Annotated in this window: 26 protein-coding genes and 1 tRNA gene; 15 read left to right on the forward strand and 12 right to left on the reverse strand. The window is 73.1% G+C overall.

Features of this window, described 5'->3' with window-relative positions; genetic code table 11:
- Positions 1-9: 9 nt before the first annotated feature.
- Genes ACR9E3_RS24220 through ACR9E3_RS24245 form a run of 6 tightly spaced genes read left to right on the forward strand, consistent with a single transcriptional unit; the run spans position 10 to position 7,468 of the window.
- Positions 10-885, forward strand: coding sequence for an NADH-quinone oxidoreductase subunit J (locus ACR9E3_RS24220; RefSeq protein WP_460383234.1), 876 nt, complete (start codon positions 10-12; stop codon positions 883-885).
- Positions 882-1,181, forward strand: a complete 300-nt coding sequence (nuoK, locus tag ACR9E3_RS24225) for an NADH-quinone oxidoreductase subunit NuoK (RefSeq protein WP_285648790.1) — start codon at positions 882-884, stop codon at positions 1,179-1,181. The genes ACR9E3_RS24220 and nuoK overlap by 4 nt, the downstream gene beginning before the upstream one ends.
- Before the next feature lie 26 nt (positions 1,182-1,207).
- Entirely contained in the window at positions 1,208-3,202 is a 1,995-nt protein-coding gene (gene nuoL / locus ACR9E3_RS24230) for an NADH-quinone oxidoreductase subunit L (RefSeq protein WP_460383235.1), read from the forward strand.
- Positions 3,199-4,842, forward strand: coding sequence for an NADH-quinone oxidoreductase subunit M (locus ACR9E3_RS24235; RefSeq protein ID WP_460383178.1), 1,644 nt, complete (start codon positions 3,199-3,201; stop codon positions 4,840-4,842). The genes nuoL and ACR9E3_RS24235 overlap by 4 nt, the downstream gene beginning before the upstream one ends.
- Positions 4,839-6,446, forward strand: a complete 1,608-nt coding sequence (nuoN, locus tag ACR9E3_RS24240) for an NADH-quinone oxidoreductase subunit NuoN (protein ID WP_460383180.1) — start codon at positions 4,839-4,841, stop codon at positions 6,444-6,446. Before ACR9E3_RS24235 ends, nuoN begins: the two co-directional genes overlap by 4 nt.
- Positions 6,416-7,468 (forward strand): polyprenyl synthetase family protein, encoded by a 1,053-nt coding sequence (locus tag ACR9E3_RS24245; protein ID WP_460383181.1) that lies wholly within the window; start codon positions 6,416-6,418, stop codon positions 7,466-7,468. The genes nuoN and ACR9E3_RS24245 overlap by 31 nt, the downstream gene beginning before the upstream one ends.
- 45 nt (positions 7,469-7,513) lie before the next feature.
- Here the strand turns inward: ACR9E3_RS24245 and rarD are convergent, their stop codons facing one another.
- From rarD to ACR9E3_RS24265, 4 genes are all read right to left on the reverse strand, one after another.
- The gene (gene rarD / locus ACR9E3_RS24250) at positions 7,514-8,386 is read right to left on the reverse strand and encodes an EamA family transporter RarD (RefSeq protein WP_460383183.1); all 873 of its coding nucleotides are present in this window, start codon (positions 8,384-8,386) and stop codon (positions 7,514-7,516) included.
- A 37-nt stretch (positions 8,387-8,423) separates the two neighbouring features.
- The gene (locus ACR9E3_RS24255) at positions 8,424-9,518 is read right to left on the reverse strand and encodes a 2-oxoacid:ferredoxin oxidoreductase subunit beta (RefSeq protein WP_460383185.1); all 1,095 of its coding nucleotides are present in this window, start codon (positions 9,516-9,518) and stop codon (positions 8,424-8,426) included.
- The gene (locus tag ACR9E3_RS24260) at positions 9,515-11,401 is read right to left on the reverse strand and encodes a 2-oxoacid:acceptor oxidoreductase subunit alpha (RefSeq protein WP_460383187.1); all 1,887 of its coding nucleotides are present in this window, start codon (positions 11,399-11,401) and stop codon (positions 9,515-9,517) included. The genes ACR9E3_RS24255 and ACR9E3_RS24260 overlap by 4 nt, the downstream gene beginning before the upstream one ends.
- A 172-nt stretch (positions 11,402-11,573) precedes the next feature.
- Positions 11,574-12,380 (reverse strand): enoyl-CoA hydratase-related protein, encoded by an 807-nt coding sequence (locus tag ACR9E3_RS24265; RefSeq protein ID WP_460383188.1) that lies wholly within the window; start codon positions 12,378-12,380, stop codon positions 11,574-11,576.
- 72 nt (positions 12,381-12,452) lie between these two features.
- Between ACR9E3_RS24265 and ACR9E3_RS24270 the strand changes: the two genes are divergently transcribed.
- The 5 genes from ACR9E3_RS24270 (at position 12,453) to ACR9E3_RS24290 (ending at position 15,537) form a co-directional block, all read left to right on the forward strand.
- Positions 12,453-13,019 carry a PaaI family thioesterase gene (locus ACR9E3_RS24270; RefSeq protein ID WP_460383189.1) on the forward strand — a complete coding sequence of 189 codons (567 nt, stop codon included), beginning with the start codon at positions 12,453-12,455 and terminating at the stop codon, positions 13,017-13,019.
- 55 nt (positions 13,020-13,074) lie between these two features.
- Positions 13,075-13,908, forward strand: coding sequence for a zinc metalloprotease HtpX (htpX, locus tag ACR9E3_RS24275; RefSeq protein ID WP_460383190.1), 834 nt, complete (start codon positions 13,075-13,077; stop codon positions 13,906-13,908).
- Between the two features lie 174 nt (positions 13,909-14,082).
- Positions 14,083-14,466 (forward strand): VOC family protein, encoded by a 384-nt coding sequence (locus ACR9E3_RS24280; RefSeq protein ID WP_460383192.1) that lies wholly within the window; start codon positions 14,083-14,085, stop codon positions 14,464-14,466.
- Positions 14,459-14,923: a GNAT family N-acetyltransferase gene (locus tag ACR9E3_RS24285; protein ID WP_460383193.1), complete on the forward strand. Its 465-nt coding sequence runs from the start codon at positions 14,459-14,461 to the stop codon at positions 14,921-14,923. The genes ACR9E3_RS24280 and ACR9E3_RS24285 overlap by 8 nt, the downstream gene beginning before the upstream one ends.
- Before the next feature lie 65 nt (positions 14,924-14,988).
- The gene (locus ACR9E3_RS24290) at positions 14,989-15,537 is read left to right on the forward strand and encodes a Clp protease N-terminal domain-containing protein (protein ID WP_460383194.1); all 549 of its coding nucleotides are present in this window, start codon (positions 14,989-14,991) and stop codon (positions 15,535-15,537) included.
- Here ACR9E3_RS24290 and ACR9E3_RS24295 read toward each other — a convergent pair.
- From ACR9E3_RS24295 to ACR9E3_RS24305, 3 genes are read right to left on the reverse strand one after another with little or no spacing between them, the layout of a single operon-like run.
- Positions 15,534-16,871: an NAD(P)/FAD-dependent oxidoreductase gene (locus ACR9E3_RS24295; protein ID WP_460383195.1), complete on the reverse strand. Its 1,338-nt coding sequence runs from the start codon at positions 16,869-16,871 to the stop codon at positions 15,534-15,536. The two genes, ACR9E3_RS24290 and ACR9E3_RS24295, sit on opposite strands and share 4 nt — an antisense overlap.
- A gap of 51 nt (positions 16,872-16,922) precedes the next feature.
- Positions 16,923-17,243, reverse strand: coding sequence for a cupin domain-containing protein (locus ACR9E3_RS24300; protein ID WP_460383196.1), 321 nt, complete (start codon positions 17,241-17,243; stop codon positions 16,923-16,925).
- Positions 17,240-17,968 carry an ABC transporter substrate-binding protein gene (locus tag ACR9E3_RS24305; protein WP_460383197.1) on the reverse strand — a complete coding sequence of 243 codons (729 nt, stop codon included), beginning with the start codon at positions 17,966-17,968 and terminating at the stop codon, positions 17,240-17,242. The genes ACR9E3_RS24300 and ACR9E3_RS24305 overlap by 4 nt, the downstream gene beginning before the upstream one ends.
- Positions 17,969-18,176: 208 nt before the next feature.
- Here ACR9E3_RS24305 and ACR9E3_RS24310 point away from each other — a divergent pair, with 208 nt between their 5' ends.
- Positions 18,177-18,938: a hypothetical protein gene (locus tag ACR9E3_RS24310; protein ID WP_460383198.1), complete on the forward strand. Its 762-nt coding sequence runs from the start codon at positions 18,177-18,179 to the stop codon at positions 18,936-18,938.
- Positions 18,939-18,957: 19 nt separating this feature from the next.
- Here ACR9E3_RS24310 and ACR9E3_RS24315 read toward each other — a convergent pair whose 3' ends face one another.
- Positions 18,958-19,449: a YajQ family cyclic di-GMP-binding protein gene (locus ACR9E3_RS24315; protein WP_285648773.1), complete on the reverse strand. Its 492-nt coding sequence runs from the start codon at positions 19,447-19,449 to the stop codon at positions 18,958-18,960.
- 113 nt (positions 19,450-19,562) lie between these two features.
- Here ACR9E3_RS24315 and ACR9E3_RS24320 point away from each other — a divergent pair.
- Positions 19,563-19,643, forward strand: a tRNA-Tyr gene (locus ACR9E3_RS24320).
- Positions 19,644-19,712: 69 nt separating this feature from the next.
- Here the strand turns inward: ACR9E3_RS24320 and ACR9E3_RS24325 are convergent.
- Together ACR9E3_RS24325 and ACR9E3_RS24330 are read right to left on the reverse strand one after the other, a co-directional pair.
- Positions 19,713-20,060 (reverse strand): VOC family protein, encoded by a 348-nt coding sequence (locus ACR9E3_RS24325; protein WP_460383199.1) that lies wholly within the window; start codon positions 20,058-20,060, stop codon positions 19,713-19,715.
- The gene (locus ACR9E3_RS24330; protein WP_460383201.1) at positions 20,057-20,443 is read right to left on the reverse strand and encodes a VOC family protein; all 387 of its coding nucleotides are present in this window, start codon (positions 20,441-20,443) and stop codon (positions 20,057-20,059) included. The genes ACR9E3_RS24325 and ACR9E3_RS24330 overlap by 4 nt, the downstream gene beginning before the upstream one ends.
- A 57-nt stretch (positions 20,444-20,500) precedes the next feature.
- On the opposite strand from ACR9E3_RS24330, the gene ACR9E3_RS24335 reads away from it, so the two are divergent.
- Positions 20,501-20,920, forward strand: a complete 420-nt coding sequence (locus ACR9E3_RS24335; RefSeq protein ID WP_460383202.1) for a GNAT family acetyltransferase — start codon at positions 20,501-20,503, stop codon at positions 20,918-20,920.
- Positions 20,921-20,993: 73 nt separating this feature from the next.
- Positions 20,994-21,743, forward strand: a complete 750-nt coding sequence (locus tag ACR9E3_RS24340) for a TetR family transcriptional regulator (RefSeq protein ID WP_460383203.1) — start codon at positions 20,994-20,996, stop codon at positions 21,741-21,743.
- Positions 21,744-21,759: 16 nt separating this feature from the next.
- On the opposite strand, the gene ACR9E3_RS24345 is transcribed toward ACR9E3_RS24340, so the two are convergent.
- A complete protein-coding gene (locus ACR9E3_RS24345) occupies positions 21,760-22,401 on the reverse strand; it encodes a maleylpyruvate isomerase family mycothiol-dependent enzyme (protein ID WP_460383204.1) in 642 nt (213 codons plus the stop codon).
- 42 nt (positions 22,402-22,443) lie between these two features.
- Positions 22,444-23,418, reverse strand: a complete 975-nt coding sequence (locus ACR9E3_RS24350; RefSeq protein WP_460383205.1) for an anti-sigma factor RsbA family regulatory protein — start codon at positions 23,416-23,418, stop codon at positions 22,444-22,446.
- Positions 23,419-23,468 lie beyond the last annotated feature (50 nt).

Raw genomic sequence — 23,468 nt, forward strand, 5'->3', positions numbered from 1 at the left:
GCCGCGCCGATGACGGGCGGCGGGGAGATGAGCACCGGCGAGTCGGTGGTCTTCTGGATCCTCGGCCCGGTCGCGCTCGCCGGCGGCCTCGGGATGATCTTCTCGCGGAACGCCGTGCACTCGGCGCTGTGGCTGGTGCTCACGATGCTGAGCCTCGGCGTGCTCTACATGGTCCAGCAGGCGCCGTTCCTCGGCTTCACGCAGATCATCGTCTACACCGGCGCGATCATGATGCTGTTCGTGTTCGTGCTGATGATGGTCGGACGCGACGCCTCGGACTCGGTGGTCGAGGTGCTGCGGGGGCAGCGGCTCGCCGCCGCGGTCCTCGGTGTCGGCCTCGGCGGGCTCGCGGTGGCGGCGGTCGCCGAGACGCTCACCACCGTCGGTCCGGTCGGCCTCGGCCCGGGCTACGGCCCGGAGGCCCGCGGCAACGTCCAGGCACTGGGCACGAGCATCTTCCGCGACTACCTGCTGCCCTTCGAGCTGACCTCGGCGCTGCTGATCACCGCCGCGGTGGGCGCGATGGTCTACACGTTCGCCGGGCAGGCCCGCCGCAAGCAGGCGAGCCAGCGCGAGCGCGTCGTCGAACGGCTGCGCGGCCCGCTGGCGGGCTACGGCTCGCGGTCCGGCCCGGGCGTGTTCGCGACCGCCGACTCGGTCGCCACCCCGGCCCTGCTGCCCGACGGCTCGGTCGCCCCGGCGTCGTTGTCGCAGATCATCGAGTCGACCCGCCGCGAGCGTCTCGACGCCGACATCGCCGACGTGCAGTCGGACAGCGGGCCGGCCGGTGAGGTCGACGCGCGGGCGCTGCGGGGCGGTGACGGCGACGGTCACGGCGCCGGCAGCACCCACGACCGCCTCAGCGAGGGTGAGGGCGCCCGATGAGCCCGACGGTCTACCTGCTGCTCTCCGCGCTGCTCTTCGCCATCGGCGCGGTCGGGGTGCTCGTGCGGCGCAACGCCATCGTCGTGTTCATGTGCATCGAGCTGATGCTCAACGCCGTGAACCTGACGCTCGTCACGTTCGCCCGCATCAACGGCTCGCTCGGCGGCCAGATCATGGCCTTCTTCGTCATGGTCGTCGCCGCGGCCGAGGTCGTCGTCGGCCTCTCGATCATCATGGCGATCTTCCGCTCCCGCCGGTCGACCTCGGTCGACGACGCCAACCTGCTGAAGTACTAGGGGGATCCGTGGTCCTGACCCAGGCGGTGACGGCCGCCGCCCCGCTCCCCCCGGTCCTCCCCGTCGAGGGCGCCGCGGGGGCGGCCTGGCTGCTCGTCGCCTTCCCCGCGCTCGGCGCGCTCGTGCTGTTCGTGGGCGGGCGCCGGACCGATCGCTGGGGTCACGTCCTCGGCGTGGCGACCGTGGTCGCGTCGTTCGTCGTCGCCGTCCTGCTGTTCGTCCAGTCGCTCGGGCTGCCCGCCGAGGAGCGGGTGCGCGAGCTGGGCCTCTACGACTGGTTCGCCGTCGGCGCGCTGAACGTCGAGTTCGGCCTGCGCATCGACCCGCTGTCGATCACGTTCGCGCTGCTCATCACCGGTGTCGGATCGCTGATCCACATCTACTCGGTGGGCTACATGGACCACGATCCGCACCGCCGGAAGTTCTTCGCCCAGCTCAACCTGTTCGTGGCGTCGATGCTGGTGCTGGTCCTCGGCAACGGCTTCGTGACGCTCTACCTCGGGTGGGAGGGCGTGGGCCTCGCGTCCTACCTGCTCATCGGCTTCTACACCGGACGCCGGTCGGCGGGCAGCGCCGCGAAGAAGGCGTTCCTCATGAACCGCGTCGGCGACGTCGGGCTCGCGCTGGCGATCTTCCTGCTGTTCCTGGAGCTGGGCACCACGCAGTACGGCGAGGTGTTCGCCCGCGCCGGCGAGATCTCCCCCGGTGCCCTGACCGCGATCACCCTGCTGCTCCTGCTCGGCGCCTGCGGCAAGTCCGGCCAGTTCCCGCTGCAGGCGTGGCTGCCCGACGCCATGGAGGGCCCGACGCCGGTGTCGGCGCTCATCCACGCCGCGACGATGGTCACCGCCGGCGTCTACCTCATCGCGCGGGCCAGCCCGCTCTACGACCTCGCGCCGGTCGGGCGGCTGCTGGTGACGATCGTCGGCGCGATCACGCTCGTGATCGGCGCGATCATCGGGTGCGCCTACGACGACATCAAGAAGGTGCTGGCGTACTCCACGGTGAGCCAGATCGGCTACATGATGCTGGCCGTCGGCCTCGGGCCGGTCGGCTACGCGGCGGCGCTGGCGCACCTGCTCGCCCACGGCTTCTTCAAGGCCGGGCTCTTCCTCGGGGCCGGTTCGGTGATGCACGGGATGGCCGACGAGACCGACATGCGCCGCTTCGGCGGGCTCTGGCGCCACATGCCGGTGACGTTCTGGACGTTCACGTTCGGCTACCTGGCCCTGATCGGCTTCCCGTTCCTCTCGGGCTTCTACACGAAGGACCTGATCATCGAGGCCTCGCTGACCGCCGGGCCGGTCGGTGGCTGGATCTTCGGGCTCGCGGCGCTGCTCGCGGCCGGCCTGACGGCGTTCTACATGACCCGCCTGATGCTCATGACCTTCTTCGGCCCCGAGCGGTGGAAGGATCTGCATCCACGGCGCATCGACGCGGCCGACCTCGAGGACCCGCCCGAGCACTACCACCCCCACGAGTCGGTGGCCGCGATGACGGCGCCGATGGTGCTGCTGGCGATCGGCTCGATCGGCGCCGGTGCCTTCCTCGTCCTCGGCGAGCACCTGGCCGACTACCTCGAGGCCTCGATCGGCCCCACGATCGAGCCCGACACGCTCCCGACCGCGTTCCCGGTCGGCCTGGTCCCGCTGTTCGCCTCGCTCCTCATGGTCGTCGGCGCGGGCACGGCCTACCTGCTGATCGGACGCCGTGAGGTGCCGGTCGAGCGGCCGCAGCGCGTGAGCCTGCCGGTGCGGGCGGCGCGGGCCGACCTGTACGCCAACACGATCAACGAGAGCGTCCTCGCGCGGCCGGGCATCTGGCTGTCCCGGGCGCTGGTCTACCTCGACAACCGCGGCGTGGACGGCGCGGTCAACGGCACCGCCGCGCTGCTCGGCGGGACGTCGGGCCGGCTGCGGCGCACGCAGACCGGCTTCGTCCGCTCCTACGCCCTGACCATCCTCGGAGGCTCCGTCGTGCTCGTCGCGGCACTCCTCGTCGTCGGCGGGTTCGGATCGTGAGCGCGCTGCTGCTGGCCCTGCTGCTGGTCCCGTTGATCGGGGCGGCCGTCTGCGGCGCCATGGCGACCCGTGAGCACCTCGACCGGGCGGGCAAGGCCGTCGGCCTCGGCGTCGCCGCGGTCTCGCTGGTGCTCGTCGTCGCGGTCTGGGCCATGTTCCGGACCGGCCCGGGCACGCCGCGGTTCCAGGGCGAGCTCGCCGTCGACTGGATCCCCGCGTTCGGCACCCGCTTCGCGCTCGGGATCGACGGCATCGCGCTGACGATGATCGCGCTGCTCGCGGTCCTCGTGCCGATCGTGCTGGGCTTCGCGTGGAGCGACAAGCTCCCCGCGGGGCGCACCGGCGCCGGGTTCACCGCGCTGATGCTGGCCACCCAGGGCGTGCTCGTCGGCGTCTTCGCCGCGACCGACGTGTTCCTGTTCTACGTCCTGTTCGAGGCGATGCTCATCCCGATGTACTTCCTCATCGGGCGCTTCGGCGGGCCGCGCCGCCAGTACGCCGCGGTGAAGTTCTTCCTGTACTCGTTCCTCGGCGGCCTGATCATGCTGGCGTCGGTGATCGGGCTGTTCGTCGCCAGCGAGTCCCGCCTCGGGCAGGGCACGTTCGACTGGGCGGCGCTGCAGCAGATGGCCGGGCAGCTGCCGCTGTCCACGCAGATCCCGCTCTTCCTCGGGTTCTTCGCCGCGTTCGCCATCAAGGCGCCGCTGGTGCCGCTGCACACGTGGCTGCCCGACGCCGGTGCCGAGGCGCCCGTCGCGGGTGGCGTGATCCTCGTCGGCCTGCTCGACAAGGTCGGCGTGTTCGGGTTCCTGCGCTACACGCTGCCGCTGTTCCCGGCGGCGTCGCGGGAGCTGGCGCCGCTGGTGCTGACGCTCGCGGTGATCGGCGTGATCTACGGGGCGCTGCTCGCGGCGGCGCAGACCGACATGAAGCGCTTCGTCGCCTACACCTCGATCGCTCACTTCGGCTACATCGCGCTCGGCATCTTCGCCTTCACCTCGCAGGCGATCGCCGGGTCGGCGCTCTACATGGTCAACCACGGCATCTCGACCGCGATGCTCTTCCTCGCGGTCGGCATGCTCATCCGCCGCGGCGGGACGGCGTCGATGACCGAGTACGGCGGCGTCGGGCGCGCGGCGCCGCTGCTGGCGGGGATGTTCCTCATCGCCGGGCTGTCGACGCTCTCGCTGCCCGGCACGAACTCGTTCATCAGCGAGTTCCTCGTGCTGATCGGCGCGTTCCCGACCCGTCCGGTCTTCACCGTGATCGCCACCGTCGGGATCGTCTTCGCGGCGCTCTACGTGCTGTGGGTCTACCAGCGGGTCTTCACCGGCCCGCTGCGCGGCACGGCCGTGGTCGGTGACGGGCCCGGCGCGGCGTCGGCGGCGACGATGGGCTCCGGGGACGACACCGACGACACCGGGGGCTCCTGGGCCCGCCGCACCACGGCCCGCTTCGGCGACCTGACCCGCGGCGAGATCGCCATCATGACCCCGCTGGTGGCCCTCGTCCTCGTGCTCGGGTTCTTCCCCGGGCCGGTCCTCGACGTCCTCGACCCGGCGGTGTCGGCGACCATGTCCGAGGTCGGCACCGCCGACCCGGTGGCCCCGGCCGCCCCGACCAACGGAGTGCCGCGATGACCGGTCCTGCGTTCCCGACGGTCGACTACGGCGCCCTCGCGCCCATGTTGATCATTCTCGGGGCGGCGTGCGTGTCGGTGCTGCTCGAGGCGCTCCTGCCGCTGCGCGGACGGGGGCGGGCGCAGCTCACCCTGACCCTCGTCGCGATCGTCGCCGCGTTCCTCGCGGTGGTCGTGCGCGCGACCTCCGGCGCGCCGGCGGTGACGACGCTCGCGGGCGCCCTCGCCGTCGACGGGCCCTCGCTGTTCCTCTGGGGCACGCTGCTCGCGCTGTCCGTGCCGAGCGTGCTGCTGCTCGCCGACCGGTCGATCGAGCCCGGCGGCGCCTTCGTGGCCGACCCGGTGGCGCTCGCCGAGGCGGAGAGCCGGGAGCGCGTCTCCGTGGGGACCCGCGGCGGGGGCGGTCGTTCCGGCGGCTCGGGCGGGTCGGGTCGCGCCGGCCGCGGCACCGACGCCGTCGAGGGCCACACCGAGATCTACCCGCTCGTGCTCTTCGCGCTCGGCGGGATGATCGTCTTCTGTGCCGCCGACGACCTGCTGACCATGTTCGTCGCGCTCGAGGTGCTCAGCCTGCCGCTCTACCTGCTCTGCGGGCTCGCCCGCCGGCGCCGGCTGATGAGCCAGGAGTCGGCGGTCAAGTACTTCCTGCTCGGTGCCTTCTCGTCGGCGTTCTTCCTCTACGGCCTCGCGCTGCTCTACGGCTACGCGGACTCGGTGAAGCTCTCGGACATCTCGCTGGCCGCGGCGGGATCGCTGCGCCCGGACTCGCTGCTGTTCGGCGGGCTGGCGCTGCTGGTGGTGGGCCTGTTGTTCAAGGCCTCGGTGGGCCCATTCCACACGTGGACCCCGGACGTCTACCAGGGGGCCCCGACCTCGGTGACGGCCTTCATGGCCGCGTGCACCAAGGTCGCGGCGTTCGGGGCGATCCTGCGGGTGTTCACCGTCGCGTTCGGCTCCACGGTCTGGGAGTGGCGCGGCGTGCTCTGGATCGTCGCGATCGTGTCGATGGTGGTCGGCGCCGTGCTCGGCCTGACCCAGACCGACGTCAAGCGCATGATCGCGTACTCGTCGGTCGCGCACGCGGGCTTCCTGCTGCTCGGCGCGATGGCCGTCACCCCGGCCGGGCTCTCGGCCACGTTGTTCTACCTGCTCGCCTACGGGTTCACGACGGTCGCGCTGTTCGGGCTGGTCTCGCTGGTGCGCGGCCCCGACGGCGAGGCGACGCACCTCTCGGCCTGGGCAGGGCTCGGGAAGCGCTCGCCGGTGGTCGCGGCCGCGGTGACGTTCCTCATGCTGGCCCTGGCCGGGATCCCGCTCACCAGTGGCTTCACGGCCAAGTTCGCGGTGTTCTCGGCAGCCCTGGCCGACGGGATGACGCCGCTGGTCATCGTGGCCCTGGTGGTCAGCGCGGTGGCGGCGTTCTTCTACCTGCGGCTGATCGTCCTCATGTACTTCTCGGAGCCCGCCGCCGACGGTCCGACCGTCAGCGTGCCTGGCCCGTTCACGACGGTGGCGATCACACTGGGGGTCGTGGTGACCCTGCTGCTCGGTGTCGTGCCGACCGCCGTCCTGGGATGGGCCGACGGCCTGTCCTTCCTGGGCTGAGGACCGTGTCCGGACCCAACCCCGCTCTGACCCAGGTCGCGGGCCTGCCCATCGCCGACCCCGGCCTCGCCGCCGCGGTCAGCGAGGGCCTCGACCGCGTCGAGGAGCTCCTGCGCCGCGAGGTGTACAGCGACTACCGCTTCGTCACCGACACCTCGCTGCACCTCATCGAGGCCGGCGGCAAGCGGTTCCGCCCGCTGCTGACGCTGCTCGCCGCCCAGCTCGCCGGGGGGACCTCGGACGACGTGGTCGTGGCGGCGACGTCGGTGGAGCTCGTGCACCTCGCGACGCTGTACCACGACGACGTCATGGACGAGGCCGTGATGCGCCGGGGCGCCGAGAGCGCCAACGCGCGGTGGGACAACTCGATCGCGATCCTCACCGGCGACTACCTGTTCGCCCACGCCTCCCGCCTGGTCTCCCAGCTGGGTCCGGAGGCCGTCCGGATCATCGCGGAGACGTTCGCCGAGCTCGTGACGGGCCAGATGCGCGAGACCCGCGGGCCGCACGACGGCGAGGACGCGGTGGAGCACTACCTCGCCGTGGTGGCCGAGAAGACCGGCTCGCTGATCGCGACCTCGGGGCGCTTCGGGGCCATGTTCGCGGGCGCGCCCCCCGAGCACGTGTCGGCGATGAGCCGGTTCGGGGAGATCATCGGGACCGCGTTCCAGGTCTCCGACGACATCATCGACATCGCCTCGCCGGCGGGCGACTCGGGCAAGACCCCCGGCACCGATCTCCGCGAGGGCGTCGCGACGCTGCCGGTGCTCTACACGCTCGCCGGCGACGGCCCCGAGGTCCCGCGGCTGCGCGCCCTCGGCGTCGGCGCCCGCGAGCTCGACGACCACGAGGTCGGCGAGGCCCTCGAGCTCCTGCGCGGCGCCGCCGGCCTGCGCGAGGCCCGCGCGGCGCTCGACGCCCGCGCCGACGCCGCCCGCGCCGAGCTCGCCGCCCTGCCCGACGGCCCCGCCCGCCACGCCCTCGCGGCCCTGCTGGACTACACGGTCGAGCGCACCGGCTGACCGGCCTACGTGAGCGAACTTTGGGCCTATAGCCCCAAAGTTCGCTCACATGGGGACCCGGCGGCGGAGGGCGTCGGTGGTGAAGAGGAGCAGGGCGGCCCAGACGAGGGCGACACCGATCCAGCGGGAGGCGGGCATCGGCTCGCCGTCGACGACGACGCCGTAGAGGAACTGCAGCGTCGGGTTGATGTACTGCAGCACGCCCAGGGTCGCGAGCGTCAGACGCTTCGCGCCGGCGGCGAAGAGCAGCAGCGGCAGCGCTGTGACCGGGCCCGCCGCGGCGAGCAGCAGCGCGTGCCCGACGCCGTGGCCGGCGAACGTGCCGACGCCGGCGATCTGCAGCCCCACCAGGAAGACGATCGCCAGCGGCCCGAGCAGGAAGCCCTCGGCGGTCAGCCCGGGGATCGGGTCGAGCGGGACCCGCTTCTTGACCAGCCCGTAGGTGCCGAAGCTCAGCGCGAGCACGATCGTGATCCAGGGCAGCCGCCCCGTGCCGACGGTGAGCACGACGACGGCCGCCACCGCCAGCCCGATCGCCACCCACTGCGCGGGGCGCAGCCGCTCGCGCAGCACGACGACCGCGAGCAGCACCGACACCAGCGGGGTCGCGTAGTAGCCCAGCGACGAGTCGACGACCTGGCCGTGCGTGGCCGCCCAGATGAACGCGCCCCAGTTCGCGGCGATGAGCACGGACCCGGCCGTGACCAGCATCCAGGTGCGGAGCGGGAGACCGCGCAGGTCCGACCACCGGCCCACGACGGTCAGCACGCCGACCATCCCGATCAGCGTCCACGCGACGCGGTGGGCCAGCGACTCGAGCGCGCCGGCGGGGGCCAGCAGTGGCCAGAACGCCGGCGAGAAGCCCCAGAGGACGTACGCGGAGACCGCGGCCGCGTAGCCCCGGCCCGCCCCCGACACCGGGCCCGCGGTGGCGGGCGCGGTGTCGGGCGCGGTGCTACTGCTCGTTCTCGGGCTCCGGGAGCACCGCCCAGGTGTCCTTGCCCCGCAGGAGGGCGTCGAGGTCGTCGCCGCGGGCCTCCGCCTGCTCCTTCGCGGCCGCGACCTGGGCGCGGGCGCCGTCGTCGTAGGTCGGCCGGTCGACCTTGCGGAACACGCCGGTGACGGTGTGCGTGAGGTCCTGGTCGGACAGCCGCGAGAGCGCGAACGACTGGGTCGGGTCCTGCTCGTCGGCATGGTGGACGACGACGGCGTCCTCGCCGACGTCGGCCACGCGCGCGACCTCGAGCCCGCCGGACGCCGAGCGAACGACGCCGTACTCGCCCTCGTTGCCGAACAAGATCGGCTCGCCGTCGACCAGCTTGATCAGCCGCTCGGCCACGTCGTCGCCCTTGCGCAGGACGTCGAACGACCCGTCGTTGAAGATCGGGCAGTCCTGGAAGATCTCGACCAGCGAGGCGCCGCGGTGGGCGGCGGCCTGGCGCAGGACCTCGGTGAGGCCCTTGCGGTCGGAGTCCAGCGCGCGACCCACGAACGTCGCCTCGGCGCCCAGCGCCAGCGACACCGGGTTGAACGGGGCGTCGACCGAGCCCATCGGCGTGGACTTGGTGACCTTGCCGACCTCGGAGGTCGGCGAGTACTGGCCCTTGGTCAGCCCGTAGATCCTGTTGTTGAACAGCAGGATCGTGATGTTCATGTTGCGGCGCAGCGCGTGGATCAGGTGGTTGCCCCCGATCGACAGCGCGTCGCCGTCGCCGGTGACGACCCAGACCGAGAGGTCCGGACGCGTCACGGCCAGGCCGGTGGCGATCGTCGGCGCGCGCCCGTGGATCGAGTGCATGCCGTAGGTGTCGAGGTAGTACGGGAACCGCGACGAGCACCCGATGCCCGAGACGAACACGATGTTCTCGCGGCGCAGGCCCAGCTCCGGGAGGAACGAGCGCACCGAGGCCAGCACGGCGTAGTCGCCGCAGCCCGGGCACCAGCGCACCTCCTGGTCGGAGGTGAAGTCCTTCGCCTTCTGCTGCTCGTCGGTGGTCGGGACGAGGTCCAGACCGCCGACGGAGGGCGTCGGTAGATCGGTGGCCGTCATGCGGGCAGGTCTCCCTTCACGGCGTCGGTGAGGACGCCGGCGAGCTCCTCGGCCTGGAACGGCAGGCCGGCGACCTTGGTGTAGGAGTGCGCGTCGACGAGGAACCGCGCGCGCAGCAGCATCGAGAGCTGCCCGAGGTTCATCTCGGGCACGACGACGCGGCGGTACGAGCGCAGGACGTCGCCGAGGTTGCGCGGCATCGGGTTGAGGTGGCGCAGGTGCGCCTGGGCCACCGAGAGCCCCGCGGCCCGGACGCGGCGGCAGGCTGCGCCGATCGGCCCGTACGACGATCCCCAGCCCAGGACGAGGACCTCGGCGTCACCGTCGGGGTCGTGGACGGTGAGGTCGGGGACCTCGATGCCGTCGATCTTCGCCTGGCGCAGCCGGACCATGCGGTCGTGGTTGTCCGGGTCGTAGGAGATCGTGCCCGGGCCGTCGGCCTTCTCCAGCCCGCCGATGCGGTGCTCGAGGCCGGCGGTGCCCGGGATCGCCCAGGGGCGCGCGAGGGTGTCGGCGTCGCGCAGGTACGGCCAGAACTCCCCGGAGCCGTCCGGCGCGTTGGCCTCGGTGGCGAACGTGACCGACAGGTCGGGCAGGGCGTCGACGTCCGGGATGCGCCACGGCTCGGAGCCGTTGGCGATCGAGCCGTCGGAGAGCAGGAAGACCGGGGTGCGGTAGGTCAGCGCCATCCGCACGGCGTCGAGCGCGGCGTCGAAGCAGTCGGCGGGCGACTGCGGGGCGATGATCGGCACCGGGGCCTCGCCGTTGCGGCCGTACATGGCCTGCAGCAGGTCGGCCTGCTCGGTCTTCGTCGGCAGGCCGGTCGACGGGCCGCCGCGCTGCACGTCGAGGATCAGCAGCGGCAGCTCGAGGGCCACCGCGAGGCCGATCGTCTCCGACTTCAGCGCGACACCCGGCCCGGAGGTCGACGTGACGCCCAGCGAGCCGCCGAACGACGCCCCGAGCGCGGCGCCGATGCCCGCGATCTCGTCCTCGGCCTGGAACGTCGTGACGCCCATGCCCTTGTGCTTCGAGAGCTCGTGCAGTACGTCGGACGCGGGAGTGATCGGGTAGGTGCCGAGGAAGACCGGGAGCTTCGCCTGCTGCCCGGCGGCGACGACGCCGTAGGCGAGCGCGAGGTTGCCGGTGATCTGGCGGTAGGTGCCCTCGGCCAGCCGCGCCGGCGCGACCTCGTAGGTGACCGCGAAGCTCTCGGTGGTCTCGCCGTAGTTCCACCCGGCCCGGAACGCGAGGATGTTGGCCTCGGCGAGCTCGGGCTTCTTCGCGAACTTCTCGCGCAAGAACTGCTCGGTGCCCTCGGTGCCGCGGTGGTACATCCACGACAGCAGCCCGAGCGCGAACATGTTCTTCGCGCGCTCGGCGTCCTTCTTGCTCATCCCCGTCGGCTCGAGCGCCCCGCGGGTCAGCGTCGCCATCGCGACCGGGTGGACCGTGTACGGGTCGAGCGAGTCGTCCTCGAGGGGGTTGGACTCGTAGCCGACCTTCGTGAGGTTGCGCTTGGTGAACTCGTCGGTGTTGACGATGAGGACACCGCCGTGCGGCAGGTCCTTCAGGTTCGCCTTGAGCGCCGCCGGGTTCATCGCGACGAGGACGTCGGGCCGGTCGCCGGGGGTGAGGATGTCGTAGTCCGCGAAGTGGAGCTGGAAGCTCGACACCCCGGGGAGGGTCCCGGCAGGGGCACGGATCTCGGCGGGGAAGTTCGGCAGCGTCGCGAGGTCGTTCCCGAAGGCCGCGGCCTCGGAGGTGAACCGGTCGCCGGTCAGCTGCATGCCGTCCCCGGAGTCGCCCGCGAAGCGGATGACGACCCGATGGGTCTGGCGCACCTCCCGACCAGACGGCCCGACGGCGGTGTCAGTGCTCATCGAGCTCTTCCGTCCCTTCGCCTTGCTCGTGGTACATCCATCCGGGAGGAGTGGACTACCCAGGCTAACCTCACCGCTCCGTGACCGTCGGGCGGCTGGTCGTGGGTCACAGGCTGGACCGAAACAGGCGCGCTGCGCACGTCCGGTGTTCGGCGTGGCGGACCGTCCGGGCTCACCTCTTCCCGGTGCCGGCGCGCACGCGCGCGAGGCCCTCGCGGAAGCCGTCCGAGCGCAGGGACTCCAGCTGCGGACCGACCTCGACGGCGACGGCGTCGCGGTGGCGGTCGAGCTGACCGGTGGCCCGGATGCTCGCCTTCGTGTGCACGACGAGCTCGCGGGGGGCGGCCGCCGACGTCGCCGCCATGCGCAGCGCCTCGGCCACCGCGGCGGACCGCCCGTCGGTGCCCTCGCCGGTCGCGACCTTGAGCACCAGCCCCAGCTCGGCGGCGCGCGCGGCGTCGAGGCCCTCGCCGCCGAGCAGCATCGCCGTCGTCACCTGGGGCCCGACGATCCGCTGCGCCATCCACGTCATGCCCCCGCCGGGGTGGACGCCCAGGCGCAGGAACCCGGGCTCGAAGCGGGCCGTCTCGCCCGCGATCCGCACGTCGGTGGCCAGCGCCAGGTTGAGGCCCGCCCCGACCGCGGGTCCGTCGACGGCGGCGAACGTCGGCAGCGGGCACTCGGCCAGGGCCAGGAACCCGGCGTAGATGCGCTCGAGCGCGTCCGGGCCGGCCTCGCCGGCCGCCGCGAGCTCGTCGAGGTCGCCGCCCGCGCAGAAAGCGGGCTTGGGGTCGTCGTCGCCGGTGACCACCACGGCGTGCACCGACGTGTCGGCGGCGATGTCCGCGAGCACGGCGACCAGCCGGTCGGACAGCGCCGTCGTCATGGCGTTGCGGCGCTTCGGGTCGGACACGGTGAGGAGGGCCGTGGAACCGACGGGACCGTCGAGACGCTCCACGCGGACATCGGGCTCGGGCATGGCGCCAGCATGCCTCCCACGTGACGCGACTCGCGGTCCGGGAGGCCCTCGACGTCGGTAACGTGCGACGGCGTGCCGATCTCCATCGACCCGCCGGCCGACGCCGAGGCGCCGCAGAAGCACCCCAAGGCGCCCGGGCCCGGTGAACGGACGACCTCGCACTACGCGGGCTGCCGCGGCTGCGGCGACGTCCCGGGCAGCCTGCGGATCCGGACCTGGGTGGGCGACGACGGGGTGTCCGTGCACAGCCGCTTCGACGTCCTGGAGGAGCACCAGGGCGCGCCGGGGCTGCTGCACGGCGGGATGCTGATGACGGCGTTCGACGACGCCCTCGGGACGGCCTACACGCAGATTGCCCGCTCCGCGGTCACGGCGCGGCTGGAGACCGACTTCCGCCGCCCGATCCCGGTGGGCAGCACGCTGTGGCTGCGCTCGCGCGTCGACGCCGTCGTGGGCCGCAAGATCTACGTCTCCGGGGTCGCCTTCCTCGGCGAGCTCGACGGCGAGCTCGCGGGCACGGCGCGGGCGCTGTTCCTGAAGGTCGGTCCGGAGCACTTCCTCAAGCACGGCCGGCCCGAGGACCTCGAGGCGTTCGGCGCCCCGCGCGAGATGGTCGAGGCCGCGCGCGCCGGGAACTAGCGTCCGGCGTGACCGCGTTGTCCCGGGTGGAGACGTCCCCGAGGAGGAGAGCACGGTGCGCAACGGCCTGAAGACCGCGGTGCTGCTGGGTGTGCTCAGCGCGATCGTGCTGGTCATCGGTTCGTTGTTCGGACGCACCGGCCTGCTGATCGCCCTGGTCGTCGCCCTCGGCGTCAACGGCTACTCGTACTTCTTCAGCGACCGGCTCGCGCTGCGGGCGATGCACGCGCGCCCGGTCAGCGAAGCCGAGCAGCCGGTGATGTACCGGATCGTGCGCGAGCTCGCGACCGACGCCCACCAGCCGATGCCCCGTCTGTACGTGAGCCCGACCGAGGCGCCCAACGCCTTCGCCACCGGCCGCAACCCGCGCCACGCCGCGGTGTGCGCCACCGAGGGCATCCTGCGGCTGCTCGACGAGCGCGAGCTGCGCGGCGTGCTGGGCCACGAGCTCTCGCACGTCTACAACCGCGACATCCTCATCTCGTCGGTGGCCGGCGCCCTCTCGAGCGTCGTGACCTACCTCGTCATCGCCGCGCAGATCTTCGGCGGCAGCCGGAACTTCCTCGCCGTGCTGGCGGTCGCGATCATCGGCCCGTTCGCGGCGGCGATCATCCAGATGTCGATCAGCCGCTCCCGCGAGTACCAGGCCGACGCGAGCGGCGCGACGCTGACGCACGACCCGCTGGCCCTGGCCTCGGCGCTGCGCAAGCTCGAGTACGGCACCGCCGTCGCCCCGCTTCCGCCCGAGCCGCAGCTCGTCAGCCAGTCGCACCTGATGATCGCCAACCCGTTCCGGCCGGGCGAGGGCCTCTCGCGGATGTTCTCCACCCACCCGCCGCTGTCCGACCGCATCGACCGCCTCGAGGCCATGGCCCGCAACGGCGGCTGACGCACGGGGTGGGGTCAGCCTGGCGTCCACGCTGATGTCCAGTGTCAGGAAATCCACCCGCTCGATCCGCTCTTGACGGTGACGAAGGTGCGCGGTCGGATGGCCCGAGCGTCGCGTCCGGGCCGGTGTCAGACCGGCGGATGGAGTCGCCGGAGCCCTGGAGTGCCCCACCCCATGGCCGTTCGCATCGACCACCTCGCGCTCGCCGCCCACGACGCCCGCGCGTCCGCCCAGTTCCTCGCCGACGTCCTCGGCCTGCCCGCGCCCTACCCATCGGGGCCGTTCGTCGCCGTCGACGTCGACGAGACCTGCACCATCGACTACGCCGCCCCGCCGTTCGAGTTCCCCAGCCAGCACGTCGCGTTCCACGTCGGCGACGACGACTTCGACGCGATCCTCGCCCGCCTCCGGCAACGGGACACTCCGTTCTGGGCCGACGTCGGGTACCGCGGGCCCGGCGAGTTCAACACCCACCACGGCGGACGCGGGCTGTACTTCGACGACCCCGCCGGCCACCACTTCGAGATCCTCACCCGCCGCTACGGCTCCGATGGGTGAGGTGCGCCGGGCCGGCGCCGACGACGCCGCGGCCGTCGCGGGCCTGCTGCACGACTTCAACACCGAGTTCGACACCCCGACGCCCGGCGTCGCGGTGCTGACGCGGCGGCTGCGCACCCTGCTCGGCAGCGACGACGACGACGACCTCGTCGCCCTCCTGCACGGTGACCCGCCCGACGCCCTCGCCGTCGTGAGCTTCCGCCCCAACGCCTGGTCCGACGCCCCGGTGGCGCTGCTCGACGAGCTCTACGTGCGCCCCGACCGGCGGGGACACCGGATCGGGCACGCGCTGCTCACGGCCGTCGAGGACCTCGCGCACGCGCGGGGCGGGCGGGAGCTGGAGATCAACGTCGACGGCGAGGACCACGACACCCGGCGGTTCTACGAGGCCCACGGCTACCGCCACACCGAGCCCGGCAACGCCGAGCCGAGCTACTACTACGTCAGACAGTGGTGAGACCCCGAGACGGACCGGGGATCGACCCCGAGGTGCGGGCGTTCCCCCTCGACGACCGTGGGCGGATGAGCCTCACGTCGCGCCAGACCGAGCGGGTCATCCGCGTCCTCCTCCTCGCCGACCGGGAGGCGGCCCGCGCGGGCGACTCCCGGCTCGGGACCGCCCACCTGCTGCTCGCCCTCGCCCTCGACGAGCGCGACCACGGGGGCCGCGTGCTCGCCGCGGTGGACATCGACCGCGCCCGCGAGGAGGCCCGCCGCCGACGGGCCGGGCGGGGTGACCCTCTCGCCGGCCACCGCCCCTCCACGCCCGGTGCCGTGGCCGCGCTCGAGGCCGCCGGCCGCGCCGCCGACGAGGCCGCCGACCCGGGCCTCGGCGTCCGCCACCTCCTGCTCGGCGTCCTCGCCGACCGCGCCGAGGACGCGGCACGGACCCTGGCGGCGCTCGGTGTCGACGCCGACGTCGTCGTCGCCGACGCCCGCCGCGACCTCGCCGCCGACCGCAGCGCCCGGCCCTACGCCGCCACCGCGCCCCTGATGTCGCAGCTCGACCGCGTCCTGGAGCTGCTGCGCCGCCTCGACCGCCGACTCGACGTGCTCGAGGGCGCCGGCTAGAGACGGGCGATCGCCTCCCGGACCTGCGCCGGGTCCAGGTAGTCGTCGGTGTGCTCGAACTCCGCGAGCCGTCCGCTCGCGCCGGTGAGGAAGCCCAGCCGGACCGCGCTCGCGCCGTGGAGGGCGCCCAGCACCCAGTTGCTGGCGACGCGCGTCATCGTCGCGGGAGCCCGGATCGCCCAGAGGTGGTAGGCCTTCGTCACGGCGGCGGCCACCCCGCCCGACAGGTCGATCCCGAACGGCTTGGCGACGGCGTCGGAGCCGCCGAGGTCGACGACCATCCCCAGGTCGCGGTGGCGGTACTCGCGCGTCGGCCGTCCTGCCAGGCTCGCGGCGACGTTCTCGGCGGCCACCGGCGCCTGACGCGTGGCGTGCTGCGCGGTCGGCGGGCAGACCGCGCCGTTCCCCGTCGCGAGGTCGGGAGCGGCCGCGGCGTCCCCGAGCGCGAACACCTCGGGACGGCCGGGCACCGACAGGTCGGCGGCCACCACCAGGCGCCCGCGGTCGGTGTCCAGGCCGAGATGGCTCACCAGCGGGCTCGGGGAGACGCCGGCCGTCCAGATCAGGGTCGAGGTGGCGAGGCGGCGGCCGTCGGAGAGCGTCACCGACTCGTCGTCGGCCTGCGTCAGGCTGATCCCGAGGTCGACGTGCACGCCGCGCGACTCGAGCACGCGCCGCGTGTCCTCGCCGAGCCGCTCGCCCAGCCCGGGCATCAGCCCGTCGTGGTGCTGGACGACGTGCCACTGCACCAGCGCGGGGTCGAGCCGCGGGAAGCGGCGGGCGAGCGCCGTCGTCATCAGCTGCAGGTTGGCCGCGGTCTCGACACCGGCGTAGCCGCCGCCCACCACGACGAACCGACAGCGACGGGCCCGTTCCTCGGGGTCGTCGGAGGTGTTGGCGACCTCGAGCTGGGCCAGCACGTGGTCGCGCAGGTACGCCGCCTCGGCGAGCGTCTTGCAGCCGCGCCCGTACTCCCGCAGGCCGGGGATGTCCATGACCTTGGTGACGCTCCCGGGGGCGAGCACCAGCCGGTCGTAGGCGAGCGCCTCGTCGTGGCCGGTGATGCTGCGGACGAGCACCCGGCGGGCGTCGAGGTCGACCCCCGTCGCCCGTCCCGGCACCAGCACCGTGCGCCGCAGCCGGTGCGACAGCGACACGACGGCCGCCGGTGCCGGCAGCAGCCCCGCCGCGACCTGGGGGAGCAGGGGCAGGTAGAGCATGAAGTCGTCGGGGCAGACCAGGCGGATGTCGGCGTCCGGCAGCAGCTTCTCCAGCCGTCGCGCCACGCCCGATCCGGAGAAGCCCCCGCCCACGACGACGATCCGCTCGCTCATGCGCCCTGCCTACCCCGCCCGCGCCTCACGGGATACGCCACGGTGGGGTGCTCACCGGAGCTCGACGTAGACGCGCCGCCACGGCTGGTCGTCGATCAGCTCCCAGCGGTGGCCGCCGCCCGCGGTGTCCTCGGCGAGCAGGACGTCGCCCGGACCCAGCACGAAGCTGCCCCCGTCGCGCGTCGTGAAGCGCAACGTGCCGGTGAGGGTGACGACGTACTGCCGGCACGGGGCGTCGTGCCAGTCGAGCGTGCTGCCGGCGGGCGACTCCTCGGCGTGGACGCGACGTGCGTCGGCGGCCGGCGGCAGCACGTCCTCCTCCCGGAAGCGAGACTGCCCGACCTCGGTCCAGAGCCGGACCAGGCGGCTCACGTGACCACCGACGTCGTGCTGCCCGGGGTGCCGGTGCCGAGCCAGTCCCGGCCGAGCCGGGTGAGGGTGCCGTCGGCGCGGAGGTCGTCGAGCGCCCCGTCGATCTGCGCGGCGAGCGCGGCGTCGTCGCGGCGGACCGCCACGCCGAGCTCCTCGTGGGTGATGCCGGTCGCCACGACGGTCAGCGCGCGGTCGCGGGTGAGCCAGCGCATGACGGGCTCGAGCTTCATGAACGCGTCGATCGTCCCGGCCTCGACGTCGTCCAGGGCGCGGAGGATGTCGCGGTACGCGTAGCGCCGCACCCCGGCGATGCGTCCCGAGCGCGCGAGCTCGTCGGCCACCGGCTCGGAGGTGTTGCCGTGCTGGACGCCGACGGTCCGCCCGGCGAGGTCGTCGACGCCGTGGACCTCGCCGGCGTGCTCCTCGGCGACCACCAGGCTCTGTCCCGACCGGACGGAGGGGCGGCAGAAGCGCGCCAGCGTCCGGCGGTGGTCGGTGATCGTCGCCCCCGACGCCACGACGTCGTAGTCGCCGCGGTCGAGCCCGGCGAAGATGCCGTCGAAGTCGTCGGCCTCGTAGCGGACGAGCACGAACTCCCGACCCAGCCGCTGCGCCACGGCCCGCATCACCGCGGGGTCGAACCCGTCGACCCCGTCGGCACCCTCGAGCTCGAACGGCGGGTCGGGCAGCGCCGACCCGACGCGCAACGCCCCGTTGCGATCCACAGCGGCAGTCTGCCGCCGGCGAGGGTCGCCTGGCTACGCGATGACCCGGTGTTCGCGCAGCAGGTCAGGACGCCGAGGACCGGCCCGAGGTTGCGTGGAACGGACGAAGTGCGTCCGCGCGAGTGGTTCACGCGGTTGGTCCTAACGAACGCGAACGCCGCGACGACGGTCCTCCCGACACCCCACGTCGAACGAGGAGACCGCGACCGTGCCCGCTCACCGCGCCCCCCGCCGTACCCGCCGCGCCCGTGCCGCCGCCCTCGGGTCGCTGACGCTGCTGAGCGTGGTGGGGCCGGGGACGGGGATGGCCTTCGCGGCCGGCAACGACGTCCACAACTGCGGCGACTTCGACTACCAGGAGGACGCGCAGGACGTCTACAGCGCGGACACCTCGGACCCGAACCAGCTCGACGGTTCGGACAACGACGGTCGGGCGTGCGAGAGCCTGCCGCACCGGTCCTCGTCCGCGTCGCCGATCACCGACGTCGACCTCGGCGGCGGCTCGTCGACCGGCGGCTCGTCCGGCTCGTCCTCGCACGAGGTCACCCCGCCGACGGTCTCGGTGGGGTCCTCGCACCGGGCGGGGTCGGCGACCTCGTCGGGCACCACGAACCGCGGCTGCGCCGACTTCTCCTCCCGCGACGAGGCCCAGGACGCCCTCGACGCGGATCCGAGCGACCCCGAGCGCCTCGACGCCGACGACGACGGGCAGGCGTGCGAGTCGTTCGACTACGGCGACTCCGGGAGCGACTCCGACTCCGACTCCGACTCCGATCAGGTCGCGTCGGACTCCGACCCGGCGCCCGTCGTGGCCCAGGCCGCGTCCGACTACCCCGTCGGTGGCGTGGCCGCCGGCGACGGCAGCGCCCCGTCCCCGGCCTCCGACGTCCTGACCTACGGCCTGCTCGGCGCAGCCGCCGTGGCCGGGGCCACCGGCGTGCGCTACGTCGGGCGCCACCGCCGAGTCTGAACCGCGGTCACACCGCGGCTCAGCGGTAGTTCACGAACTGCAGCGCGATCTCGAAGTCGCGGTCCTTGAGCAGCGAGATGACGGCCTGGAGGTCGTCCTTCTTCTTGCCCGTGACGCGGAGCTGGTCGTCCTGCATCTGGGCCTGGATCCCCTTCGGGCCCTCGTCGCGGATGACCTTCGAGATCTCCTTGCCCTTGTCCTTGCTGATGCCCTGGACCAGGGAGCCGGTGACCTTGTAGGCCTTCCCCGACAGGGCGGGGTCGCCGACGTCGAAGGCCTTCATGGAGATCCCGCGCTTGATCAGCTTCTCCTTGAAGACGTCGATGGCCGCCTTGCAGCGCTCCTCGGTCTCCGCGCTGATCGTGATGGCCTCCTCGCCGGCCCAGGAGACGTCGGCGCCCGTCCCGCGGAAGTCGAAGCGCTGAGACAGCTCCTTGCCCGCCTGGTTGAGAGCGTTGTCCACCTCCTGGCGGTCGACCTTGCTCACGACGTCGAACGAGGGGTTGGCCATCGTCGTCCTCCCTGACGTGTCGGCCCGGCGATCAACCGGGGCCCCGCCTGCACGGAGGGTAGGCCCCGGTCTGTAGTGTCTCCGACGCCGTCCCGCGGGGTGGCACACGCCCTGGCGGGTTGCCCGAGTGGCCAAAGGGAGCGGACTGTAAATCCGTCGCGCAAGCTTCCCAGGTTCGAATCCTGGACCCGCCACACCAGGCCCGTTTCTTCGCTGAACAGCGAGAACGGGCCTTCTTCATGATCGGGACGGCTGGATCCCGATCACCGTGCCACGGGGTGCCGCGGCTCGTAGAGCCCCAGCGCGGCACCGCTGGGCAGACGGATGGTCGTCAGCAGACCCCACCCTTGGTCGCTCACGCCACCCTCGACCGCGATGCCGCGCCCGTCGAGGTCGGCGACGGTGGCCTCGATGTCGTCGCACATCAGGTACAGCTCGTGCTGCGCGGCGCCGTCGGTGGGGTGCACGGCCACCTCCGCCGGCGGCAGCCCGAGGATCAGCCATCCGCCCCCGGCGTCGACGGAGGGCGCCCCGCGCAGGATCTCGGCCAGCGCGGCCCGGTCCGCCTCGGCGTCGGCGGTGTAGAGGATCGCGTGCGCACCAGTGATCATCGCGGGAGCTCCGTGAGCGAGAGGTTGTTGCGGTCGGGGTCGAGGAACCACGCGATCTTCGCGCCGCCCGGCGCGGTCCAGACGCCGCGGTCGTCCTGCCCCATGCCCTCGTAGCGGGTGAACGTCACGCCGCGGCCGGCGAGCTCGTCGACCGTGGCGGCGATGTCGTCGACCGCCCAGCCGAGCACCGTGTAGGGCGCGGCGGCGGGCTCGCCGACCGCGGTGATCCGCAGCATCGTCCCGCCGACGTCGGCGACCAGGGCGAACGGGCGCTCGTCGACGAGCGCGAGGCCCAGGACGTCGCCGTAGAAGCGCTGGGCGGCGTCGAGGTCGGAGACACCGACGAAGCCCATGAGCCGGCCCGATGCCGACAGCGTGGTCATCGGGTCAGCATGCTCGGCGGCACAAGGGGTGGTCCCGTCCGCCTCTAGCGTGCTCTGGTGATCGTTCCCCTCCCGGCCGACCGGCACAACGAGGCCATCGCCCTGTGGCACGCCGCGGGATTGACGCGCCCGTGGAACGACCCGGAGGCCGACCTGCGCCGGGCGCTCGGCGGCCCCTCGTCGACGGTGCTCGCGGCGCTGCGGGACGACACACTTGCCGGGACCGTGATGGTCGGCCACGACGGGCACCGGGGGTGGCTGTACTACCTGGCGGTCGCCGACGCGCACCGACGGCGCGGTGTGGGGCGGGCCCTGGTCGGCGCGGCCGAGACGTGGTTGCGCGACCGGGTGCCGAAGGTCCAGCTGATGGTGCGCGGCGACAACGGGGCGGCCGTCGCGTTCTACGAGCGCCTCGGGTACGCGCGGCAGGAGGTCGTCGTGCTCGGGCGTCGGCCGGACGGCCCAGCCCAAAGGTGACGTGCGGGGACGAACCGTTCGGATCAGCGACGATCCCTGGTCGGCGTTGTCCCGCGCTCGCATACTCCCCGTCATGACGCCGGGGGACGCTCGCTGGTTCGAGCTGCCGGTGTCGCGCTGGTCGGACCACGTCACCGCGGCCAACCTGCAGGTCAGGGCCCGGTCGACCCGGCGGGAGCTCGTCGTCGCCGCCGCCCGCCGGTTCGCCACGCAGGGCTACCATGCGACCACGCTCGCCCAGGTCGTCGCCGACGGCGGACGCACGAAGGGCGCCCTGTTCTTCCACTTCGAGTCCAAGGCCGCCCTGGGCCGGGCCGTCGTGGACGAGACCCTCGCGTCCTGGGACGACATCGCCGAGCGCATCGCGGCCCGCGATCTCGATCCGCTGCGCGCGCTGCTCGTCGTCTACGACGCCCAGATCGCGCGCCTCATGCACGATCCCGTGGTCCAGGGCGGTGTCCGCGTGCTGCGGGAGGACCCGGGGCTACAGACCGACCGCCACAAGTGGGTCGAGGTGTGGCGCGCCGAGAGCGAGGTCCTGCTCGAGCGCGCCCGCGTCGCCGGATTCCTCGTCGAGGGCGCCGACCCGGCGGCGACCAGCGCGACGCTGCTCTCGACGATCGTGGGGCACCACCTGCTCGCCGAGGCACAGCCCCACGGACCGTCGATCTGGGAGCGCATGTCGGCGACCTGGTCGGGGCTCCTGCCCACCATCGCGGCCCGTTCCTGGCTCGAGGGCTGGGCCGACTCGGGGTGGTCGGACCGTCCCGGGCCGGAGGCCGACGCGTACGAGCGGGCGCGCCGGCCGGCCGGCGGGCCCTGAGCTCACTGGTCGACCCTCAGGACGCGGCCAGGCGCGTCGCCATCTCGTCGACGGCCGAGCCCTCGAGGGCGGCGAGGCCGGTGGCGCGCCCGGTGGTGACCAGGAGCAGGTCGCCGGAGGGCCCACGCAGCTCCCGGTCCCCGTCACCGGACGACCAGTCGGCGTCCGTGGCGACCAGGCACAGGCCCCGGAGGCGCTTCGGCGCGCTGTAGAACGAGGCCCCGACCGCGTACTCGAGGGCGGGCACGACGTGGGCGGGCGGCATCGGGTGCGCGATGGCCAGCGGCCGCGTCAGGTCCTGCCCGTGGACGAGGATGTCGACCAGCGGATCGCGCGGCTTCGCCCCGAACGGGCGTCGCGTCCAGTCGACCGACTCACGGAACTGGGCCGCGAGCTCGGCGGGGGAGTACCGCGCGGCGTGGGCGCGTGCGGCGCGGTCGATCATCGTGTTGATGTCGAAGCCCGCGGTGACCACGCCCCACATCGCCTGCAACGGGGTGATGCGCGAGGTCAGCGTCAGGTGGGCGACCAGGATTTCCACGGTCCAGCCCGTGCACAGCGACGGCTCCTGCCACTGCTCCGGGCGCAGCGCGTCGATGACGTCGGCGAGCCCGCGGCGCTCGGCGGTGATGTCGGCCTGCAGGTCGGCGGTGTCCACGACGTGCTCCCGGGAGATCGGCGGGAGCCGCTGACACTAGCGCTACCGCTGGTCCAGGTACATCGTCATCCGGACCGTCGTCCCGCCGTCCCGCGTGCTCTGCATCCGGACCAGGTCGCAGAGCCGGTGGGTGAGGAACAGCCCGTATCCCCGACCGTCCTCCGGCCCGGGCGGGTGGCGGCCGACGAGCGGGTCCGCGATGTAGCCGGAGTCCTGGACCTCGACGACCACGCGGTCGTCGGTGTGCCACAGGGACAGGATGCCGGGCCCCTCGGTGTGGACGACCGTGTTGACGGCGACCTCGTGCACGGCCAGGCACAGGTCGGCGAGACGGTCGGCCCCCAGCCCGGCCGCGGCCGCGTGCTCGGCGACGGCCCGGCGGACGGTCCGGGGCCCGTGCGGGGCGGTGTAGACGAGGGTCTCGCCCGTGTCGGGCGCGTCGGGCAAGGGGCCGGCGACGGCTTCGGCGAGCTTGAGCGGGTCGGCGAACGTCGCGTTCGGCACCGTGTCGCCCGCCTCGAGGAGCAGCGGGTGCGCGGCGCGCACGTCGGCCGCGGTGTCGGCGTCGAGCCGGCGGGCGTCATAGGGGCACAACATCGTCACCGGCCGGTCGGCGAAGGCCACGTTCGTCAGCGCGTCGTGCTGGAGGTGCGCCGCGAGCTCGTCCTCCGGCCGCCCGGGCCACAGGCCCTCGCCGACGGCGCGGATGCGCCGGCCGGGATGCTGGTCGGCGAACCCGTGCAACGCCGGCACCAGCCGGGCCGGGTTGCGTCCGAGGCGCCGGGCCTCCTGCAGGACGACACCGGAGGCGTCCCCGCCGAGCCCGTCACGGACGAGGTCCAGGTGCGCGTCGGGCAGGACCACCACGACGACGTCCTCGGCCTCGAGGCCCGCGCGCACGTGGTTCACCACACCGGCGACGAGTCCCTCGTCGTCGTCGTAGAACAGCGCCGCGTGCTCGAAGCCGGACCCTGTGGAGCCACGGCGGTGACGCCCGATCGTGTCCGACGACCTCACCCCCACCACCATCCGAGCCGATGGTGCTTCCCCGCGACGGACCGATCATG

The organism is Actinomycetospora sp. C-140 (assembly GCF_054796175.1).

Excerpts from the sequence above, each read along its gene's own strand:
- ACR9E3_RS24220 (WP_460383234.1), top strand. The coding sequence starts at position 10 with ATGACGGGCGGCGGGGAGATGAGCACCGGCGAGTCGGTGGTCTTCTGG.
- nuoK (WP_285648790.1), top strand. The coding sequence starts at position 882 with ATGAGCCCGACGGTCTACCTGCTGCTCTCCGCGCTGCTCTTCGCCATC.
- nuoN (WP_460383180.1), top strand. The coding sequence starts at position 4,839 with ATGACCGGTCCTGCGTTCCCGACGGTCGACTACGGCGCCCTCGCGCCC.
- ACR9E3_RS24245 (WP_460383181.1), top strand. The coding sequence starts at position 6,416 with ATGGGCCGACGGCCTGTCCTTCCTGGGCTGAGGACCGTGTCCGGACCC.
- ACR9E3_RS24255 (WP_460383185.1), bottom strand. The coding sequence starts at position 9,518 with ATGACGGCCACCGATCTACCGACGCCCTCCGTCGGCGGTCTGGACCTC.
- ACR9E3_RS24260 (WP_460383187.1), bottom strand. The coding sequence starts at position 11,401 with ATGAGCACTGACACCGCCGTCGGGCCGTCTGGTCGGGAGGTGCGCCAG.
- ACR9E3_RS24265 (WP_460383188.1), bottom strand. The coding sequence starts at position 12,380 with ATGCCCGAGCCCGATGTCCGCGTGGAGCGTCTCGACGGTCCCGTCGGT.
- ACR9E3_RS24280 (WP_460383192.1), top strand. The coding sequence starts at position 14,083 with ATGGCCGTTCGCATCGACCACCTCGCGCTCGCCGCCCACGACGCCCGC.
- ACR9E3_RS24285 (WP_460383193.1), top strand. The coding sequence starts at position 14,459 with ATGGGTGAGGTGCGCCGGGCCGGCGCCGACGACGCCGCGGCCGTCGCG.
- ACR9E3_RS24290 (WP_460383194.1), top strand. The coding sequence starts at position 14,989 with ATGAGCCTCACGTCGCGCCAGACCGAGCGGGTCATCCGCGTCCTCCTC.
- ACR9E3_RS24295 (WP_460383195.1), bottom strand. The coding sequence starts at position 16,871 with ATGAGCGAGCGGATCGTCGTCGTGGGCGGGGGCTTCTCCGGATCGGGC.
- ACR9E3_RS24315 (WP_285648773.1), bottom strand. The coding sequence starts at position 19,449 with ATGGCCAACCCCTCGTTCGACGTCGTGAGCAAGGTCGACCGCCAGGAG.
- ACR9E3_RS24325 (WP_460383199.1), bottom strand. The coding sequence starts at position 20,060 with ATGATCACTGGTGCGCACGCGATCCTCTACACCGCCGACGCCGAGGCG.
- ACR9E3_RS24330 (WP_460383201.1), bottom strand. The coding sequence starts at position 20,443 with ATGACCACGCTGTCGGCATCGGGCCGGCTCATGGGCTTCGTCGGTGTC.
- ACR9E3_RS24340 (WP_460383203.1), top strand. The coding sequence starts at position 20,994 with ATGACGCCGGGGGACGCTCGCTGGTTCGAGCTGCCGGTGTCGCGCTGG.